This window comes from Chryseobacterium lathyri, from assembly GCF_019970085.1.
GTDB lineage: Bacteria > Bacteroidota > Bacteroidia > Flavobacteriales > Weeksellaceae > Chryseobacterium > Chryseobacterium lathyri.
This window is the reverse complement of record NZ_JAHXYG010000002.1, coordinates 710,982-725,719: the sequence shown is the minus strand read 5'-3', so window position 1 is coordinate 725,719 and position 14,738 is coordinate 710,982. Positions and strand designations below refer to the sequence as shown.

The window sequence follows — 14,738 nt, the reverse complement described above, 5'->3', positions numbered from 1 at the left end:
CTGCGATTTTAGCAAATAGTAATAGAAAATGTATATCGGTAAATCATATACCCTCATTGAATTTGTGACATGGACTAAAGGAAAAATTTACACCCTGCTCCTGTTAGGTTTTATTCCCGTATGCCTGTATCATATATTCGGAATAAAATGGGTAGCAATTCCCTGGTCTGTCATTGCCATGCTGGGAACTGCTACCGCATTTATTTTAGGATTCAAAAATAACCTAAGTTATAGCCGGTCTTTAGAAGCTCTAAATGTATGGACTTCCATTGTATCAAATAGTCGTTCCTGGGGTTTGGTAAGTCAGGATTATTTACAGGATAATAGTGAAATTTCAAAATCTCTTATTTACACTCATATAGCCTGGATTACTGCCTTACGCTATAGCATGAGGGAATCTAAAAGATGGGAATCAACAAATAAAAAAAATAATGTAGAATATCGTAAACGCTTTACGATTCCTGAGCACCGTACAACCCTTGAAGAAGAGCTGGCTAAATACCTGGCGCCTGCAGAGCTTCAGAATGTTCTCAAAGCAAAAAATATTTCAACTCAAATTTTGAGTCTGCAAAGTAAGACTCTGAAATCTCTTTATGAAAAACAGGAAATCAATGTGACACAATTTGTTGATATGGAAAAATCAATTAAAGAGTTTTACAATCTGCAGGGAAAAAGTGAGCAGATAAAAAATTCACCATTTCCCCGCCAGTATAATATTATTAATAATCTGTTAATTCAATCGTTTTCATTCCTATTGCCATATGGATTGCTGACAGATTTTAACAAGCTAAATGAAAGTGTTAGCGGAATTATGAAAGGGAATATGATTTGGCTAATCATTCCTTTCAGTTTCTTAATTTCCTGGTTGTATTCTTCTATAGCGCAAGTAGGTGAAAATACTGAGAGTCCATTTGAAGGAGGTGCCAATGATGTTCCTATATCTCAAACTAGTTTTCAATTAGAAGCCGAATTGAGAGAGATGCTGGGAGAAGTGAATTTGACGACGGACTTTGATAGAAGTCAAAATATTATACTATAAAATTAATCAATATGTTAAAAAATATATTTAAAAGTTCTATAGGCAGGAAAATCCTAATGGCATTAAGTGGCTTATTTCTGATAAGTTTTCTTATTGTACACGCCTCGGTAAATGCGCTCATTTTCTGTAACGATAATGGTAAGACATTTACTATTGGGGCACATTTTATGGCTACAAACCCTATCATCCGAACTATTGAAATTATTCTGATATTTGGCTTTATAATTCATATAGTTCAGGGACTTGTTCTGTGGAGAAAGAACAGAAAAGCCCGGTCAATTGGCTATAGCTATAAAGACAATACGCCCGGAGTTAAATGGTATAGTAAAAGCATGACTTTACTGGGCACTTTGATCCTGCTATTCTTAGTTATTCATACACAAAACTTTTGGATTCCTAACCGAATTCATCAGTTTCAATATGGAGAAGAGCTTCCGTTATATGAAATGATTATTGAAAAATTTCAAAATCCATTTGAAGTAGTGATTTATCTGATAGGATGCTTCTCCCTTGGCTGGCATTTATTACATGGCTTTCAAAGCGCATTTCGTTCTATAGGGATCTGTCATGAAAAATACACTCCCTCGATTCTGAAATTTTCCTATGGCTTTGCAATAATAATATCTTCAACTCTAGCCATAATGCCTGTTTCTATTTATTTAGGATGGATAAAATAAGCACCCTTATTTGGAACTTACAGCCTTATTGCCAGCAGTTAAGCAGCATTCGGAAACCTCACTAAAGACAAGTACATGAACATCTCCTTTGCTTTAATATCTGTTATTCCATTTTTTCTTAAGCTCTTCATAGATCTTTTTTTCTGTAGCGTTATTTCCCGGCTGGTAAAGCTTTACATTTTTAATTTCTTCAGGCAGGAAATCCTGTTCTACAAAATTACCTTCATATGAATGAGCATATTTATATTCTTTACCATAATCAAGGTCTTTCATCAGCTTGGTGGGTGCATTTCTAAGATGTAAAGGCACCGGCAGATTTCCAGTCTGTTTTACAAGAGCTAATGCTTCATTAATAGCCATATAAGTTGAATTGCTTTTAGGGGAAACAGCCAAATAAACTGCTGTTTCACTTAAAATGATCCTTGATTCCGGATTTCCTATAACATTAATGGCCTGAAAGCAGTTGTTGGCGATCACCAAAGCGTTGGGATTTGCCAGCCCAATATCTTCAGCCGCAAGAATAAGCATTCTACGGGCAATAAATTTGATATCCTCACCTCCTGCAATCATTCTTGCCAGCCAGTAAACAGCACCGTTCGGGTCACCTCCCCGCATAGATTTTATAAAAGCAGAGATAATATCATAATGCTGTTCCCCGTTTTTGTCATAGAGCGCCATGGTTTCCTGAAGAATATCCAGGACATCTGAGTTATTGATTTCTTCTTTATCTGAATTCACATATTGATTAAGAACAAGTTCAACAGAATTGATCAGTTTGCGGGCATCCCCTCCTGAATACTGAATAAATGCTCCTTTTTCAGCAATCTTAAAAGAGGTTCCTTCATCCTTATTAAACCGCTGGGTAGCAGTATCAACTAATTCTTCAAGCTTTTCATAGCTTAAGGCTTTTAGAATATAAACCTGGCTTCTAGATAAAAGAGCAGATACCACTTCAAAGCTTGGGTTTTCTGTGGTGGCACCAATCAGTACAATCCATCCTTTCTCAACAGCGTGCAATAATGAATCCTGCTGGGATTTATTGAACCTATGAATCTCATCTATGAATAAAATGGGAGATTTTCCTGAAAACAGGTTTTGTTTTTTAGCATCCTCAATCACATCCCGTACATCTTTTACTCCTGAAGAAACTGCAGAGAGCTTATAGAATTTCCTGCCTGATTTTTCGGAAATAATTTCAGCCAGGGTTGTTTTTCCGGTACCCGGAGGCCCCCAGAGAATCAGGGAATTCAGTGCATTATTTTCGATCATCTTCCTGATCGTACCTTTTTCACCGGTAAGATGCTCCTGCCCCAGAACTTCGTCCAGGGTTTTGGGTCTTAACTTTTCGGCTAATGGAATATTTTGGCTCAAAATAATTTATTTTTAGGATAAACAGATTCAGGTTTTTTGGTCTCTGAAACTTATAACAAAATTAAACTAATTTTAATTTTTTTACCCTATTTTTGCATTGTTTTGAAACTTACATTCAATAAAATCATCAGTTTTCCTTTGGTAATTTTGATAAAATTTTACCAGTGGTTTATTTCGCCCCTACTTCCCAAAAACTGTCGCTATGAACCTACCTGCTCTCATTATATGGTAGAGTCCCTTCAGGTACACGGTATTTTCAAAGGGCTTTGGCTGGGTATCAAAAGAATTTCAAAATGCCATCCGTGGGGAGGCAGTGGCTATGATCCTGTTCCTCCGAAAAAATTAAATCAATAACAAACTATTAAATTAATAGAAATGAGTAATCTATTTTTCAGAATTTACCTCATCGTATTTGCATTCATTACACAATCTGCGTTTGCCCAGCAATATCCCGGAGGATTATCTGACGGAACTCTGAAAGTAAACGAAGGCAGCGTTCCGGTAAAGATTTATTCCACTACCGAAATAGGTGATCTTAATGCTTTCCCGGAAAAAGCTACAGACAGCAATATCCTGGTTATTCTGAATGAATCCAATTTTGAACCCGCTTACTTTAATTACAGTGCTACCACTTTAGAAAAGTATAAGAGCTTACATTATCAGCTTTTCGATAAAGATTTTAAACTAATTGATGGTCCTGCCACACAGGACAACATCACCAAATTCAAATATGCTGTAAAAACAGCTAAACCAATTAACGGAACCGACAGTATAGCTTTGAAAACTCCTTTCAAAATATGGGACCCCTCAAAAGGCATCCAGCTGGGGCCGGTTACCCTTCATTTCTACAGCTTAATGTTCGTTTTTGCCTTTGGCTTTGGATATATTCTAATGTTAAGAATCTTCAAAATCGACAATGTTAACCAGAAATATCTGGAACCGCTTTTCACATGGACGCTGATCGGAACTATTTTAGGAGCCAGATTAGGACATGTCATTTTCTATCAGCCGGAACTGTTCAAAGAAGATTTCTGGAGCGTATTTTTACCGATAAGCACTAAAAACGGGTTGAAGTTTACAGGATTCTCCGGGCTCGCAAGTCATGGGGCAACAATAGCTTTGATCTTCACTACATTATATTATTCATTTAAGATTATCAAGAAAAATCCATTCTGGGTATATGACAGAATTGGAATTGTGGTTGCTTTGGGAGGTGCATTTGTAAGAATAGGAAATTTTTTCAATTCGGAGATCGTAGGAAAAGCTGTTGATCCCAATTCTCCTCTTGCTATTCTTTTCCCACAGCAAAGCAGTGAATATGGCCCAACAGTTCCCCGCTACCCAGGCCAGCTTCTTGAAGCTGTAGGATATTTCCTGCTGTTTATATTGTTATGGATATTATACAGAAAGACAAACAAAAAATATCAACAGGGATGGCTATTCGGACTGTTCTTTATTATCCTTTGGGCTGTAAGATTCTTTGTGGAATTCCTGAAGGAACCTCAGGGAGACGAATTCATCCAGATTGGAGGGCTGAATACGGGACAGGTACTTTCCATTCCGTTTATGATTGCCGGGGTTGTTATCATGATTATTTCTAAAAAATTCAAAATCACTCAGGCAGAAAACGAGAAACCGGAGTAATGATAAAATATGAAGGGCAAATTTGCAGATAAGCGAATTTGCCCTTTTTTTAAACTTTTAAGTAACTGATTTGCGCAATTTAGAAGACTCTAAAGTAAAACCGTCCCTATTTATTATAGTCTGATCCTGTTTATCCTGTTCAATTCCTCGAAAACATCTCCGAATGTATTGATCACATCTGTAGGCAACATAGATTCTTTGGAATATTTTTCAGCAGCCAAATCGGCGGCTCTTCCATGAAGCCAGACTCCTAAAATGCATGCATCTTCCCCGGAATATCCCTGAGCAAGCAGTGAAGCCAGAATACCGGTAAGAATATCCCCGCTACCACCTTTGGCAAGTCCTGCATTACCGTTGATATTATAGAAAACATTTCCTTGGGGAGTAACAACTTGGGTATGATGGTCTTTCAATACAATATAAATATTGAGTTCTTTAGCTTTTTCACGGGCAAGTTTCAGTCTTTCAAAAGAGTTTTGTGTGCTCCCGAATAACCTTTCAAATTCTTTTGGATGTGGCGTTATGAGAGATTTTTGAGGGATCAGCTTCAGGTTTTTATAATCTTTTGAAATAACGTTCAGTGCGTCTGCATCTAAAACCAAAGATTCATTATATCCTTTTAAAAATTTCAGCAGGCCTTTTTCCGTCTTTTCATGTGTTCCCAGGCCAGGCCCGATTGCATAAACGGTATCATTTTCATGTTTGAAATCTTCTATCTGCTCATTCCCGCCTTCTATAAACATGGCTTCAGGACATGAGACCTGCAGAATTTCGTATCCGCATTTTGGCGCAAGGGTAAAGGTAAGTCCGGCCCCGGTCTTTAGGGCAGATCTTGTGGCCAGCACTGCAGCGCCTATTTTTCCGTAACTCCCTCCTACAATTGTTACTTTTCCATAAGTTCCTTTATGGGAAAAATCTTCTCTGGGTTTAAACATTCTATTGATAAGCTTTTCATCAATAACAAGATCTTCAGCAACTTCTGATTCTGAATATTCCGGATGCAATCCTATATCCAAAATGATTACTTTTCCTGCATACTTACCTGTTTCAGGATGAAGAAAGCTTTTTTTCCAGCATTGGAAACTTAACGTATAGTCAGCTTTAAATATAACTACATCTTTTTCACAAATACGATCAGTGGGCAGTCCTGAAGGAATATCAACGGAAATCTTGATACAGTCTTTCTGGTTTAGCATCTCAACTGTCTCTTTGCTCATACCCTCCAAAGGCCGCGATAATCCTGTACCAAACAAGGCATCAATAATAACAGTTCTGTCATCGAAGTTATATTGAACAATTTCTTTGAATTCCCTGACGGAGATTCCGGAAAAGTCCCTCAGCCTTTTTAGATTCACCGAAGCATCATCAGAAAATTTTCCTTTAGGGTTTTGTACGAAAACATCTGCATCAAAGCCTTTCATATAGAGTATTCTTGCCAGTGCCAGTCCATCGCCACCGTTATTACCATTGCCACAGAATATGGCCATTTTTTTGTGATTTTTACAGTTTTCAGAGATCCAGCCGGCTAATGCTTCAGCAGCTCTTTCCATAAGCTGTATGGATGAAACAGGTTCATTCAAAATCGTAAACCGGTCCCATTGACGTATTTGTTCTGCAGTAAAAACTTTCATAAGATGGTGCAAAATTTTAACCAAATTACAAAAGATTTCTTTTACAGTTTACAGTAATTATTACAAAATAAAAATATTAATCAAAATAACGAATTCACTAAAAAAGTCAATTAATCCTAGTCCGTAATTCAATAATTATGGCGCAAAAAACTCTAAAAAGTACTGTTTTTTACGTTTTTTAATTCTATTTTTGTGTGTATACTAATTAAAAAAATATAAATTATGGGATTTGTTAAAGAATTTAAAGAGTTTGCCATCAAGGGCAATGCTTTTGATCTGGCCGTTGGGGTAATCATTGGAGGAGCATTCGGAAAAATTGTAACGAGTGTTGTGGATGACCTTATTATGCCTTTGGTAGGAGCAGTAATAGGTAAGCCGGATTTCAGCAGCTTATACCTTGTGCTTTCTGATCCTAATAATGGTGTAAAGCCAGGTATGGTATTAGAAAATGCAAAAAAAGTAGACGGAGCGAGTATTTTTGCCTATGGAAATTTCCTGACAGTAGGTATTAATTTCTTACTTCTTGCCCTGGTTGTTTTCATTATGGTAAGAATGATTAACAAAATGAAAAAGACTGAAGCTGAAGCTCCTGCCGCACCTACTGCAGATCAACAATTACTGACCGAAATCAGAGACCTTTTAAAAAGCAAAAACAATATATAAAGAACAAAAGCACCTCAAACCGAGGTGCTTTTCATTTTATTGGGTTCACATATTACTGAATCTGTAAAATGCTTGAAATCTGTTCCGCCAGAGAAAGCCCGATCCTGTCCTGAGCTTCCAAAGTAGAAGCGCCGGTGTGTGGAGTCAGAGAGATTTTCGAATGGTTCAGTATTTCTTTAGATGGTGTAGGTTCATTGATGAAAACATCCAACCCTGCAAATTTTACTTTCCCCGAATCCAATGCAGCAATTAAAGCCGATTCGTCAATAACACCGCCTCTTGAGCAATTTACAATGGCAACACCGTTTTTCATAATATCAAACTCATTTTTTCCGATCATGTATCCCTCTTTCTGAGCCGGTACGTGCAAGGTAATGAAGTCTGAATGTTTCAGGACATCCTGAAGCGGTTCAGTTTCTATATCTACATTAATGAACTGGTTGTTGTAGAATTTCACTTTTATGCTTGCTTTTCCTACATTATTATCTGCTGCAATCACTCTCATACCAAGTCCCAGGGCAATTCTGGCAACTTCCTGTCCTATTCTTCCCATTCCAATGATCCCGATGGTCTTTCCTCTTAATTCGATACCTGCAGTATATGCTTTTTTAAGATTTGCAAATTCTGTATCTCCTACTAAAGGCATTTTTCTGTTGGAATCCTGAAGGAACCTCGCTCCGGAAAATAAATGGGCAAAAACAAGCTCAGCAACCGATTCTGAAGAAGCAGAAGGGGTATTGATTACATGAATTCCTTTTTCTCTTGCATAATCCACATCGATATTATCCATTCCTACACCTCCTCTACCGATAATCTCAATAGATGGGCATCCGTCAATAATATCTTTTCTTACCTGTGTGGCACTCCTTACCAACAGGGCACGGATCTTATGCTCATTAATGTAATCCACCAAAAACTCCTGCGGGACTTTTGCAGTGATCACTTCAAAACCTTTCTCAGCCAGAGCATCAATTCCAGATTGATCCAGACCGTCGTTTGCTAAAACTTTCATAAATACAATTGATATTAAAAGTGAAGAGATTTAAAAATTAAAGAATTTCAGTGTGTACACTTTTTATCATTCAATTTTTAAATCTCTGTATATGTTTTCTTAATCTTCTTTGAAAACTTCAATGGTAACCTGCTTTTCTACAAGGTCTGTGAATCTGCCTTTGTATCTTGTAGCTCTTACCAGATGGTTATCTATCCAGTGGTAATTTCCTCCTCTTGGTTTTCCGCAGAGTACACTGTGGTACTTGAAGCCATTCTTATCCAGCCAGTCGATGGTGATCTGTTTCAGATTTTCCGTTCTTGAAGTGAAAAAACAAATCTGATGTCCCTCGTCATACCATTTGTTGATGGTTTCAAGTGCATCAGGATAAGGTTCGCAGGTAACCATTCTTTCAGGTTCTTCATTCGGGACATCATCTGTAATGGTACCGTCGATATCTATTAAGTAATTTTTTACCCCGTCCTTCAAAATAGGACTTATATGCTCTTTATATTCTAACTCCATCATTAAAATTTGAAATGCAAAGTTACGGCTTTTACCTCGAAGCTCAATATCAAATTTGGTATATATTGAAAATACACTGTAAAAAATGCTATTTAATGAATAAAATTAACAATACTTTGTCATTAATCTAGCTGTAGTTAATTTTATTCTGTTTTTAATGTTAAGATAACCTGAAATGAAAAATGACATGCTTAAAACTTATCTCCCAGACTAATCCGCAAACGGTTCAAAGCGTTCATTAAGGAAATGCTGGAAGTGAGTTCTACAATCTCTTTTTCTGAGAACTCTTTTTTTAATTCTTCAAGTAAGACCTCCATGTCTTCGGTCAGGCCTGTCACAGCATCCGCCCATCTTAGTACCAAAACCTGCTTCGAACTAAATGAAACAGAATGTTTGTACCCCGGTATTTTATCTATTAAAGATAATTCCATTCCCATTTCTCTTAATTCATTAGCATGAAAACTGCAGCAATAGGAACATCCGTTCAACTGGGATATTCTTAATTCAGCCAAGGCAATGAGTGTATTGTCCATTTCTGAAGTTCTAATGCTTGAGTGAGCCTGATACAGATAGCCTACCGTTTTTTTTGAAATCTCTTTATAGTCCATTTCTTTTTTTTGACAAAGTTAGAAGTACAGCTGCTTCTGAAAGAGTATAAAAATTGGATAAATAAGTAAAAATAAAAGATCTAATTTTGCCGTATCAAGCCTGGCAGAAAGCATGGACCATATTCAAGAACTTATTGAAATCGAAACAGCCGAACTTACTGAATGGAAAGACAGATTCCGCAAAAACAGTTTTTTCGAACTGGTATTTATCCTGGAGGGGAAAGGAACTCAAAGTATAGAATATCAAACTAAAGCCTATGAAAAAAATGATTTTTTCCTTTTGCCCCACTCTAAATGCCATGCCTACAAAATTTCGGAGCCTACTACTTTTTTCTTTATCCGGTTTACGGAACATTATTTCAAAAACCTTAAAAACACCTCTATAGATTATTTACAATGGTACAGTAAGCTTAATTATATTATTGGATTTTATGATTTCAATACGGGTCTCTATTTCAATGACGAAAAAGACAAACGCCAGGTAAAGAGGTTATTTGAAATCATACAGCTCGAAAAAGAACAGGGATCGGAGTATTCGGAAACCTTAATTGCCAATACATTAGCATCCATATTAACCATAATAAGTTCAAAATTAACGGCATCCCATCATGTATACAAAAAAAGTGATGATAAATTTGCAGACATCATTCAGCATATCAATCAGAATATTATTGATGAAAAAAAATTATCGGTTGTCTATCTTTCAGAGAAGTTTAACATTTCTAAAAAGTATTTCAGCGAATATTTTAAAAGAAATGCCCATGAACCATTAAAGGAATATATTCAGAAAACAAAGCTTCAGATAGCGGTCAACAGAATACAATATACGGAGGCACCTTTCCAGGAAATTGCATGGAGCCTTGGGTTTACGGACAGCAGTCATTTAAACAAATCTCTGAAAAAACATTTCGGGGTTACTTCATCCGTTTTAAGAAAAGAGAAAATTTTGATAAGATAAGAAAGCCAGCGACAATTATTGAAATCTGAGAAAACAACTTCCTCCCGCTCTCTCTTTCAGAGCAATTCTTCATTATTTTTAGACCGAAATCAGGTTGTGGATATTTTCACCTTTGCTCCTCGCCGTATATCATATGATGTTTATCCAAAAATTTTCAAAATACATTTATTAGGCTTACATTTGTAGAAATGGAAGAATTTGTAGTTTTAGTAAATCCCGAAGATGAAGTTCTGGGCCTTATGGAAAAGCAGCAGGCTCACATCAACGGTCTTCTGCACCGTGCATTTTCTGTGTTTTTGTTCAACAGCAAAGGCGAAATGCTCCTTCAAAAAAGGGCACCGGGAAAATACCATTCTCCCAAACAGTGGACTAATGCAGTATGCTCTCATCCAAGAGAAAATGAAACCTATCTTGAAGCTGCCAAACGCAGATTAAAAGAAGAACTCGGAATCGAAACGGAGCTTTCGGAAAAATTCAATTTTATCTATAAAGCAGATGTAGGAGGCGGACTTTGGGAACATGAACTAGACCATGTATTTGTAGGAAATTATGAAGCTGATTTCAATTTAAATCAGGACGAAGTGGAAGAAGTAAGATTTATTTCCATGGAAAACCTTGATAAAGAAATAATGAAAGCTCCTGAAAATTTCACAGAGTGGTTCAAAATCATCCTTGAAGAATATAAACACCATTTTTAACTGATGAAAAAAATAGCACTCGTATCCGCTTTTTTATCGGCAAGTCTGTTTTTTGCCCAAAAAGCAAAAGTGTATGACAGTCCCGGCTATACGATTAATGTTCCTGAAGGCTGGAAATCTATCAATGACAACGATATTGTCAATATTTTCCCTGACAATGAGATCGGAGCCATTACCATTTCAGAATACCACGACCTGAATCTTCCGAAAGCAGAAATGAAAAAATTCATCCTGGCTCTTTATAAATCTGAAGATTCGGAAAGCAAAATAAAGGAAAGCAAAGGCAGAAAAGGATACACAGAATATTCTTACGAGTATTTTGACGAAAAAGACAAACTTTTCTGGATCACCAGGGCTTTCCAGAAGGAAAAGAATCTGTACCTGGTTTCCATCAATTGTGGCCAGAAATTCTGGAACGGAAATTATATGAACCTTTTTAACGAAACTTTCAACAGCTTTAAAATAAAGAAATAAAAATTAAACATGAAGAAAACAGCCTTATACGATAAACACGTTTCTTTGGGCGCTAAAATCGTACCTTTTGCAGGTTTTGAAATGCCTGTACAATATTCTGGTGTAACGGAAGAACATTTTGCCGTAAGAGAAAAAGCAGGATTGTTTGACGTTTCACACATGGGACAGTTTTTTATTGAGGGACCTGGATCTAAAGACCTTTTACAGTTTGTTACGACAAACAATGTAGATGCCCTGGAAAACGGAAAAGCTCAATATTCTTGCCTTCCTAATGAAAATGGAGGCATCGTGGACGATCTTATTGTTTACAAAATGGAAGACGACAAATATTTTGTGGTGGTAAACGCGTCGAATATTGAGAAGGACTGGAATCATATATCAAAATACAACACTTTTGGGGCTAAAATGACTAATGCATCTGATGAGATGTCATTATTAGCTGTTCAGGGTCCTAGAGCTACGGAAATCTTACAGAAGCTTACAGAAACCAATCTTTCTGAGATCCCTTACTACAGCTTTACAGTAGGAAGCGTTGACGGAGTAAGCAATGTGATCATTTCAAACACGGGATATACAGGAAGCGGAGGTTTTGAGATCTACTTCAACAATGAAAATGCTGAACAGCTTTGGGATGCGATCATCAATGCAGGTGAAGCGGAAGGTATTATTCCTGCCGGACTTGCTGCAAGAGATACTTTAAGACTGGAAAAAGGGTTCTGCCTTTACGGGAATGATATTGATGATACTACTTCTCCTATTGAAGCAGGATTAGGATGGATCACAAAATTCGATAAGGATTTTGTTTCTAAAGATACATTTGCAAAACAAAAGGAAGAAGGTGTTACAAGGAAATTAGTAGGTTTTGAGCTTCAGGATAAAGGGGTTCCAAGACATGATTACCCTGTAGTAGATGCTGAAGGAAACGTGATTGGAAAGGTAACATCAGGAACACAGTCACCAATGAAAAAAATCGGTCTGGGTCTGGCTTATGTAGACAAGCCTCACTTCAAACTGGGTTCTGAGATCTTTATCCAGGTAAGAAATAAGAACATTCCTGCAAAAGTAGTGAAAGCTCCTTTTGTATAATTGTTCAAAAAAACATAAAAAAATAGGCTGTAAGTGAATTACAGCCTATTTTTTTGTACTTAGTAACAGATACAGCAGAGTATTCTGTCCGGAGTACAGGCATCACCTACTCCCGGTGTATTGGAGATAACACCACCAGCCGGTCCACACAACGTATAACAGTTGACAACAGGCCTGATTCCTCCGTTAATTTTTTTTAATGCTGATCTGTTAAGATTCTTTGTTTGTAAAAAGTTTTTCATGATACTATTTTTTGGTTAATATAAATATAAGTATTTAATAATTAAACCATTGTAAATAAATCACAAAATATAGATAAAAGAATTTAAAATAAAATGCTTCGACTCCGCTCAGCATGACAATGTGAAAAAGACAGATAGTATTCGAAATGTCACGCTGAGCGGAGTCAAAGCATTTTTGATCTTAAAAACCGTATTTTAATCAAGAAAATTATTCCTCAACACCAAAAAATTCTCTTAAAGCCTCAACATTTTTCTTGTCATTTCCTACAAAAATTTCATTGTCGGTAAGAAAAACGGGACGCTTCAAAAATGTATAATGGTCAAGCAATAAGTCTTTGAAGTCTTTTTCTTCGAGAGATTTTGCATCCAGGCCTCTTAGTTTGATCTGTGTGGATTTCTTACTGAACAAGGCTTCGTAAGATTTTGTTTTTTTATACATAGCAGCCAGTTCTTCTTTGGTAACCGGTTCTTTTTTGATTTCACGGAGTTCCCAGTCTTTAAGATCGAACTGTGCTAAAATTTTTCTGCATGTATCACATGTATTGAGATAAAATACTTTCTTCATTGTTACTTTTAAATCTGTTATGGGTTAAATTTCCTTCTTCATTGAAGTTTTACCTTCCAAAAGTAGGATTTAATCTAAAATTCTGGAAATTATTAAATAACTTTATTCAAATTTTATAAAGATGCAGAACAAGCCTATTACTTTTCAGTTTATTTCAGAACCTTCGGATGTGAATTATGGAGGAAATGTACATGGAGGAAGCGTTATGAAATGGATTGATCAGGCAGGTTATGCCTGCGCCACGACATGGAGCGGAAATTACTCCGTAACGGTTTATGTGGGCGGGATCCGTTTCTATGAGCCTATCAAGATCGGGGAAGTGGTCAAAGTTGACGCACAGGTTATTTATACCGGAAAATCGAGCATGCATATTTCAATCAATGTTTTCTCAAGGAACTTAAAGCAGCCTACGTTTGATAAGAAGACGCACTGTATTATTGTTTTTGTGGCAGTAGATGAAAACGGTAAAAAGCTTCCTGTCCCGGCATGGGTTCCTGAAACGGAAGAGGAAAAACAGCAGGAAGAGTATGCAAAACGCCTGATGAACCTTAGAACTCAGATTGAGGATGAAATGAAACCTTTTTTATAACCTATGCAAAGAAAAGATTTCATTACACTTTCGTCATTAGGGTTTCTGGGCTTATATTCCTGTGGAATTTCCAAAATTAACAGTAAAAAACCGTTAGCCATTCAGCTTTATACCATCCGGGACGCTGTTTCGGATAATCTTGAAAAAGCATTGGAAAAACTTGTTGCTTTAGGTTTTACAGAACTGGAAATTTATGGATACAATGGTACATTCTTTGGAAAAAGCAGAACTGAGTTTCAGACTATTCTTAAACAAACCGGCTTAAAAGTCATCAGTTCGCACCATACTACTGGAATTATCCATAAAGACCGGGGAACCTTATTGTACAGCTGGGAGAAAGCTGTGGAGGATCTGCATTTTATTGGTGCCGAATATATGGTATGCTCTTATCTTTTTCCTGAAGAAAGAACTGTTGAAAACTATAAAAAGCTTCCTGAGTTATTTGAAAAATGTGGCGAAGCAACCCAAAAAGCAGGAATTCAGTTTGCTTATCATAACCATGATTTTGAATTTGAAAAACTGGAAGATGATAAAAGTGTGTATGATTTTATTCTGGAAAACACTTCTTCAGACCTGGTTAAAATGGAAATGGATTTATACTGGATTTCAAAGGCCGGACTTGATCCGCTGGTTTATTTTGAAAAATATCCCGGTCGTTTTCCCCTATGGCATGTGAAAGACATGAAAGCCGGTACAAAAGATTTTACAGAAATCGGAAACGGACTTATTGATTTCAAAAAGATTTTCAGTGCGAAAGAAAAAGCAGGCTTGAAACATTGGTTCCTTGAACAGGATTCCAGCGATAAAGATATTTTCGAAAGCATCCGGATAAGCAAAAAATATATTCTTGAAAATAACTTTTTTTGAAATAATACTTATATTTGCATAACAAAAGGAAATGGTGCTCTTCCTTACCCAACCGCTTTACAGAAGCTGATGACGCCTGATTAAGAGATTATTAACCAATAACTGATCAG

At 36.7% G+C, this 14,738-nt stretch carries 18 protein-coding genes and 1 riboswitch; of the genes, 11 read left to right on the top strand and 7 right to left on the bottom strand.

Features of this window, described 5'->3' with window-relative positions:
- Positions 1-28 precede the first annotated feature (28 nt).
- Both LC418_RS08645 and LC418_RS08640 read left to right on the top strand, forming a co-directional pair.
- A complete protein-coding gene (locus tag LC418_RS08645) occupies positions 29-1,039 on the top strand; it encodes a bestrophin family protein (RefSeq protein ID WP_223558773.1) in 1,011 nt (336 codons plus the stop codon).
- A gap of 11 nt (positions 1,040-1,050) precedes the next feature.
- Positions 1,051-1,716 (top strand): succinate dehydrogenase cytochrome b subunit, encoded by a 666-nt coding sequence (locus LC418_RS08640; protein ID WP_223558772.1) that lies wholly within the window; start codon positions 1,051-1,053, stop codon positions 1,714-1,716.
- Positions 1,717-1,809: 93 nt separating this feature from the next.
- Here LC418_RS08640 and LC418_RS08635 read toward each other — a convergent pair whose 3' ends face one another.
- Positions 1,810-3,087 carry a replication-associated recombination protein A gene (locus tag LC418_RS08635; RefSeq protein WP_223558771.1) on the bottom strand — a complete coding sequence of 426 codons (1,278 nt, stop codon included), beginning with the start codon at positions 3,085-3,087 and terminating at the stop codon, positions 1,810-1,812.
- A 102-nt stretch (positions 3,088-3,189) separates the two neighbouring features.
- On the opposite strand from LC418_RS08635, the gene yidD reads away from it, so the two are divergent.
- A complete protein-coding gene (gene yidD, locus LC418_RS08630; protein WP_174772291.1) occupies positions 3,190-3,441 on the top strand; it encodes a membrane protein insertion efficiency factor YidD in 252 nt (83 codons plus the stop codon).
- A 423-nt stretch (positions 3,442-3,864) separates the two neighbouring features.
- A complete protein-coding gene (gene lgt, locus LC418_RS08625; RefSeq protein ID WP_223558893.1) occupies positions 3,865-4,731 on the top strand; it encodes a prolipoprotein diacylglyceryl transferase in 867 nt (288 codons plus the stop codon).
- A 113-nt stretch (positions 4,732-4,844) separates the two neighbouring features.
- Here the strand turns inward: lgt and LC418_RS08620 are convergent, their stop codons facing one another.
- Positions 4,845-6,362, bottom strand: a complete 1,518-nt coding sequence (locus LC418_RS08620) for an NAD(P)H-hydrate dehydratase (protein ID WP_223558770.1) — start codon at positions 6,360-6,362, stop codon at positions 4,845-4,847.
- 222 nt (positions 6,363-6,584) lie between these two features.
- Here LC418_RS08620 and mscL point away from each other — a divergent pair, with 222 nt between their 5' ends.
- Positions 6,585-7,025 carry a large conductance mechanosensitive channel protein MscL gene (gene mscL, locus LC418_RS08615; protein WP_111957737.1) on the top strand — a complete coding sequence of 147 codons (441 nt, stop codon included), beginning with the start codon at positions 6,585-6,587 and terminating at the stop codon, positions 7,023-7,025.
- Positions 7,026-7,077: 52 nt separating this feature from the next.
- On the opposite strand, the gene LC418_RS08610 is transcribed toward mscL, so the two are convergent.
- The 3 genes from LC418_RS08610 to LC418_RS08600 form a co-directional block, all read right to left on the bottom strand.
- Positions 7,078-8,037: an NAD(P)-dependent oxidoreductase gene (locus LC418_RS08610; RefSeq protein WP_223558769.1), complete on the bottom strand. Its 960-nt coding sequence runs from the start codon at positions 8,035-8,037 to the stop codon at positions 7,078-7,080.
- A gap of 99 nt (positions 8,038-8,136) precedes the next feature.
- Entirely contained in the window at positions 8,137-8,541 is a 405-nt protein-coding gene (locus LC418_RS08605; protein WP_111957741.1) for an LNS2 domain-containing protein, read from the bottom strand.
- 191 nt (positions 8,542-8,732) lie between these two features.
- A complete protein-coding gene (locus LC418_RS08600; protein ID WP_223558768.1) occupies positions 8,733-9,149 on the bottom strand; it encodes a carboxymuconolactone decarboxylase family protein in 417 nt (138 codons plus the stop codon).
- Positions 9,150-9,261: 112 nt separating this feature from the next.
- On the opposite strand from LC418_RS08600, the gene LC418_RS08595 reads away from it, so the two are divergent.
- The 4 genes from LC418_RS08595 to gcvT all read left to right on the top strand — a co-directional run bounded on the left by LC418_RS08595 (position 9,262) and on the right by gcvT (position 12,365).
- Entirely contained in the window at positions 9,262-10,107 is an 846-nt protein-coding gene (locus tag LC418_RS08595) for an AraC family transcriptional regulator (protein WP_223558767.1), read from the top strand.
- Between the two features lie 188 nt (positions 10,108-10,295).
- The gene (gene idi / locus LC418_RS08590; RefSeq protein WP_223558766.1) at positions 10,296-10,805 is read left to right on the top strand and encodes an isopentenyl-diphosphate Delta-isomerase; all 510 of its coding nucleotides are present in this window, start codon (positions 10,296-10,298) and stop codon (positions 10,803-10,805) included.
- A 3-nt stretch (positions 10,806-10,808) separates the two neighbouring features.
- Positions 10,809-11,279 carry a hypothetical protein gene (locus LC418_RS08585; RefSeq protein WP_223558765.1) on the top strand — a complete coding sequence of 157 codons (471 nt, stop codon included), beginning with the start codon at positions 10,809-10,811 and terminating at the stop codon, positions 11,277-11,279.
- A gap of 9 nt (positions 11,280-11,288) precedes the next feature.
- Positions 11,289-12,365 carry a glycine cleavage system aminomethyltransferase GcvT gene (gcvT, locus tag LC418_RS08580; RefSeq protein WP_223558764.1) on the top strand — a complete coding sequence of 359 codons (1,077 nt, stop codon included), beginning with the start codon at positions 11,289-11,291 and terminating at the stop codon, positions 12,363-12,365.
- 59 nt (positions 12,366-12,424) lie between these two features.
- On the opposite strand, the gene LC418_RS08575 is transcribed toward gcvT, so the two are convergent.
- Together LC418_RS08575 and LC418_RS08570 are read right to left on the bottom strand one after the other, a co-directional pair.
- Complete coding sequence (locus LC418_RS08575) at positions 12,425-12,607, bottom strand: hypothetical protein (protein WP_223558763.1); 183 nt, start codon at positions 12,605-12,607, stop codon at positions 12,425-12,427.
- Positions 12,608-12,815: 208 nt separating this feature from the next.
- Positions 12,816-13,172 (bottom strand): arsenate reductase family protein, encoded by a 357-nt coding sequence (locus LC418_RS08570; protein WP_111957753.1) that lies wholly within the window; start codon positions 13,170-13,172, stop codon positions 12,816-12,818.
- A 121-nt stretch (positions 13,173-13,293) separates the two neighbouring features.
- Here LC418_RS08570 and LC418_RS08565 point away from each other — a divergent pair, with 121 nt between their 5' ends.
- Together LC418_RS08565 and LC418_RS08560 are read left to right on the top strand one after the other, a co-directional pair.
- Entirely contained in the window at positions 13,294-13,761 is a 468-nt protein-coding gene (locus tag LC418_RS08565) for an acyl-CoA thioesterase (RefSeq protein ID WP_111957755.1), read from the top strand.
- 3 nt (positions 13,762-13,764) lie between these two features.
- Complete coding sequence (locus LC418_RS08560) at positions 13,765-14,628, top strand: sugar phosphate isomerase/epimerase family protein (RefSeq protein ID WP_223558762.1); 864 nt, start codon at positions 13,765-13,767, stop codon at positions 14,626-14,628.
- An 18-nt stretch (positions 14,629-14,646) separates the two neighbouring features.
- A riboswitch (Fluoride riboswitch) is annotated at positions 14,647-14,714 on the top strand.
- Positions 14,715-14,738 lie beyond the last annotated feature (24 nt).

What these genes read in the sequence shown, in the direction of transcription:
- LC418_RS08575 (WP_223558763.1), bottom strand. Translation starts at nt 12,607, where the DNA reads ATGAAAAACTTTTTACAAACAAAGAATCTTAACAGATCAGCATTAAAA.
- idi (WP_223558766.1), top strand. Translation starts at nt 10,296, where the DNA reads ATGGAAGAATTTGTAGTTTTAGTAAATCCCGAAGATGAAGTTCTGGGC.
- LC418_RS08595 (WP_223558767.1), top strand. Translation starts at nt 9,262, where the DNA reads ATGGACCATATTCAAGAACTTATTGAAATCGAAACAGCCGAACTTACT.
- gcvT (WP_223558764.1), top strand. Translation starts at nt 11,289, where the DNA reads ATGAAGAAAACAGCCTTATACGATAAACACGTTTCTTTGGGCGCTAAA.
- LC418_RS08570 (WP_111957753.1), bottom strand. Translation starts at nt 13,172, where the DNA reads ATGAAGAAAGTATTTTATCTCAATACATGTGATACATGCAGAAAAATT.
- LC418_RS08560 (WP_223558762.1), top strand. Translation starts at nt 13,765, where the DNA reads ATGCAAAGAAAAGATTTCATTACACTTTCGTCATTAGGGTTTCTGGGC.
- mscL (WP_111957737.1), top strand. Translation starts at nt 6,585, where the DNA reads ATGGGATTTGTTAAAGAATTTAAAGAGTTTGCCATCAAGGGCAATGCT.
- LC418_RS08565 (WP_111957755.1), top strand. Translation starts at nt 13,294, where the DNA reads ATGCAGAACAAGCCTATTACTTTTCAGTTTATTTCAGAACCTTCGGAT.
- LC418_RS08640 (WP_223558772.1), top strand. Translation starts at nt 1,051, where the DNA reads ATGTTAAAAAATATATTTAAAAGTTCTATAGGCAGGAAAATCCTAATG.
- LC418_RS08620 (WP_223558770.1), bottom strand. Translation starts at nt 6,362, where the DNA reads ATGAAAGTTTTTACTGCAGAACAAATACGTCAATGGGACCGGTTTACG.
- LC418_RS08585 (WP_223558765.1), top strand. Translation starts at nt 10,809, where the DNA reads ATGAAAAAAATAGCACTCGTATCCGCTTTTTTATCGGCAAGTCTGTTT.
- LC418_RS08645 (WP_223558773.1), top strand. Translation starts at nt 29, where the DNA reads ATGTATATCGGTAAATCATATACCCTCATTGAATTTGTGACATGGACT.
- LC418_RS08605 (WP_111957741.1), bottom strand. Translation starts at nt 8,541, where the DNA reads ATGGAGTTAGAATATAAAGAGCATATAAGTCCTATTTTGAAGGACGGG.
- LC418_RS08610 (WP_223558769.1), bottom strand. Translation starts at nt 8,037, where the DNA reads ATGAAAGTTTTAGCAAACGACGGTCTGGATCAATCTGGAATTGATGCT.
- LC418_RS08600 (WP_223558768.1), bottom strand. Translation starts at nt 9,149, where the DNA reads ATGGACTATAAAGAGATTTCAAAAAAAACGGTAGGCTATCTGTATCAG.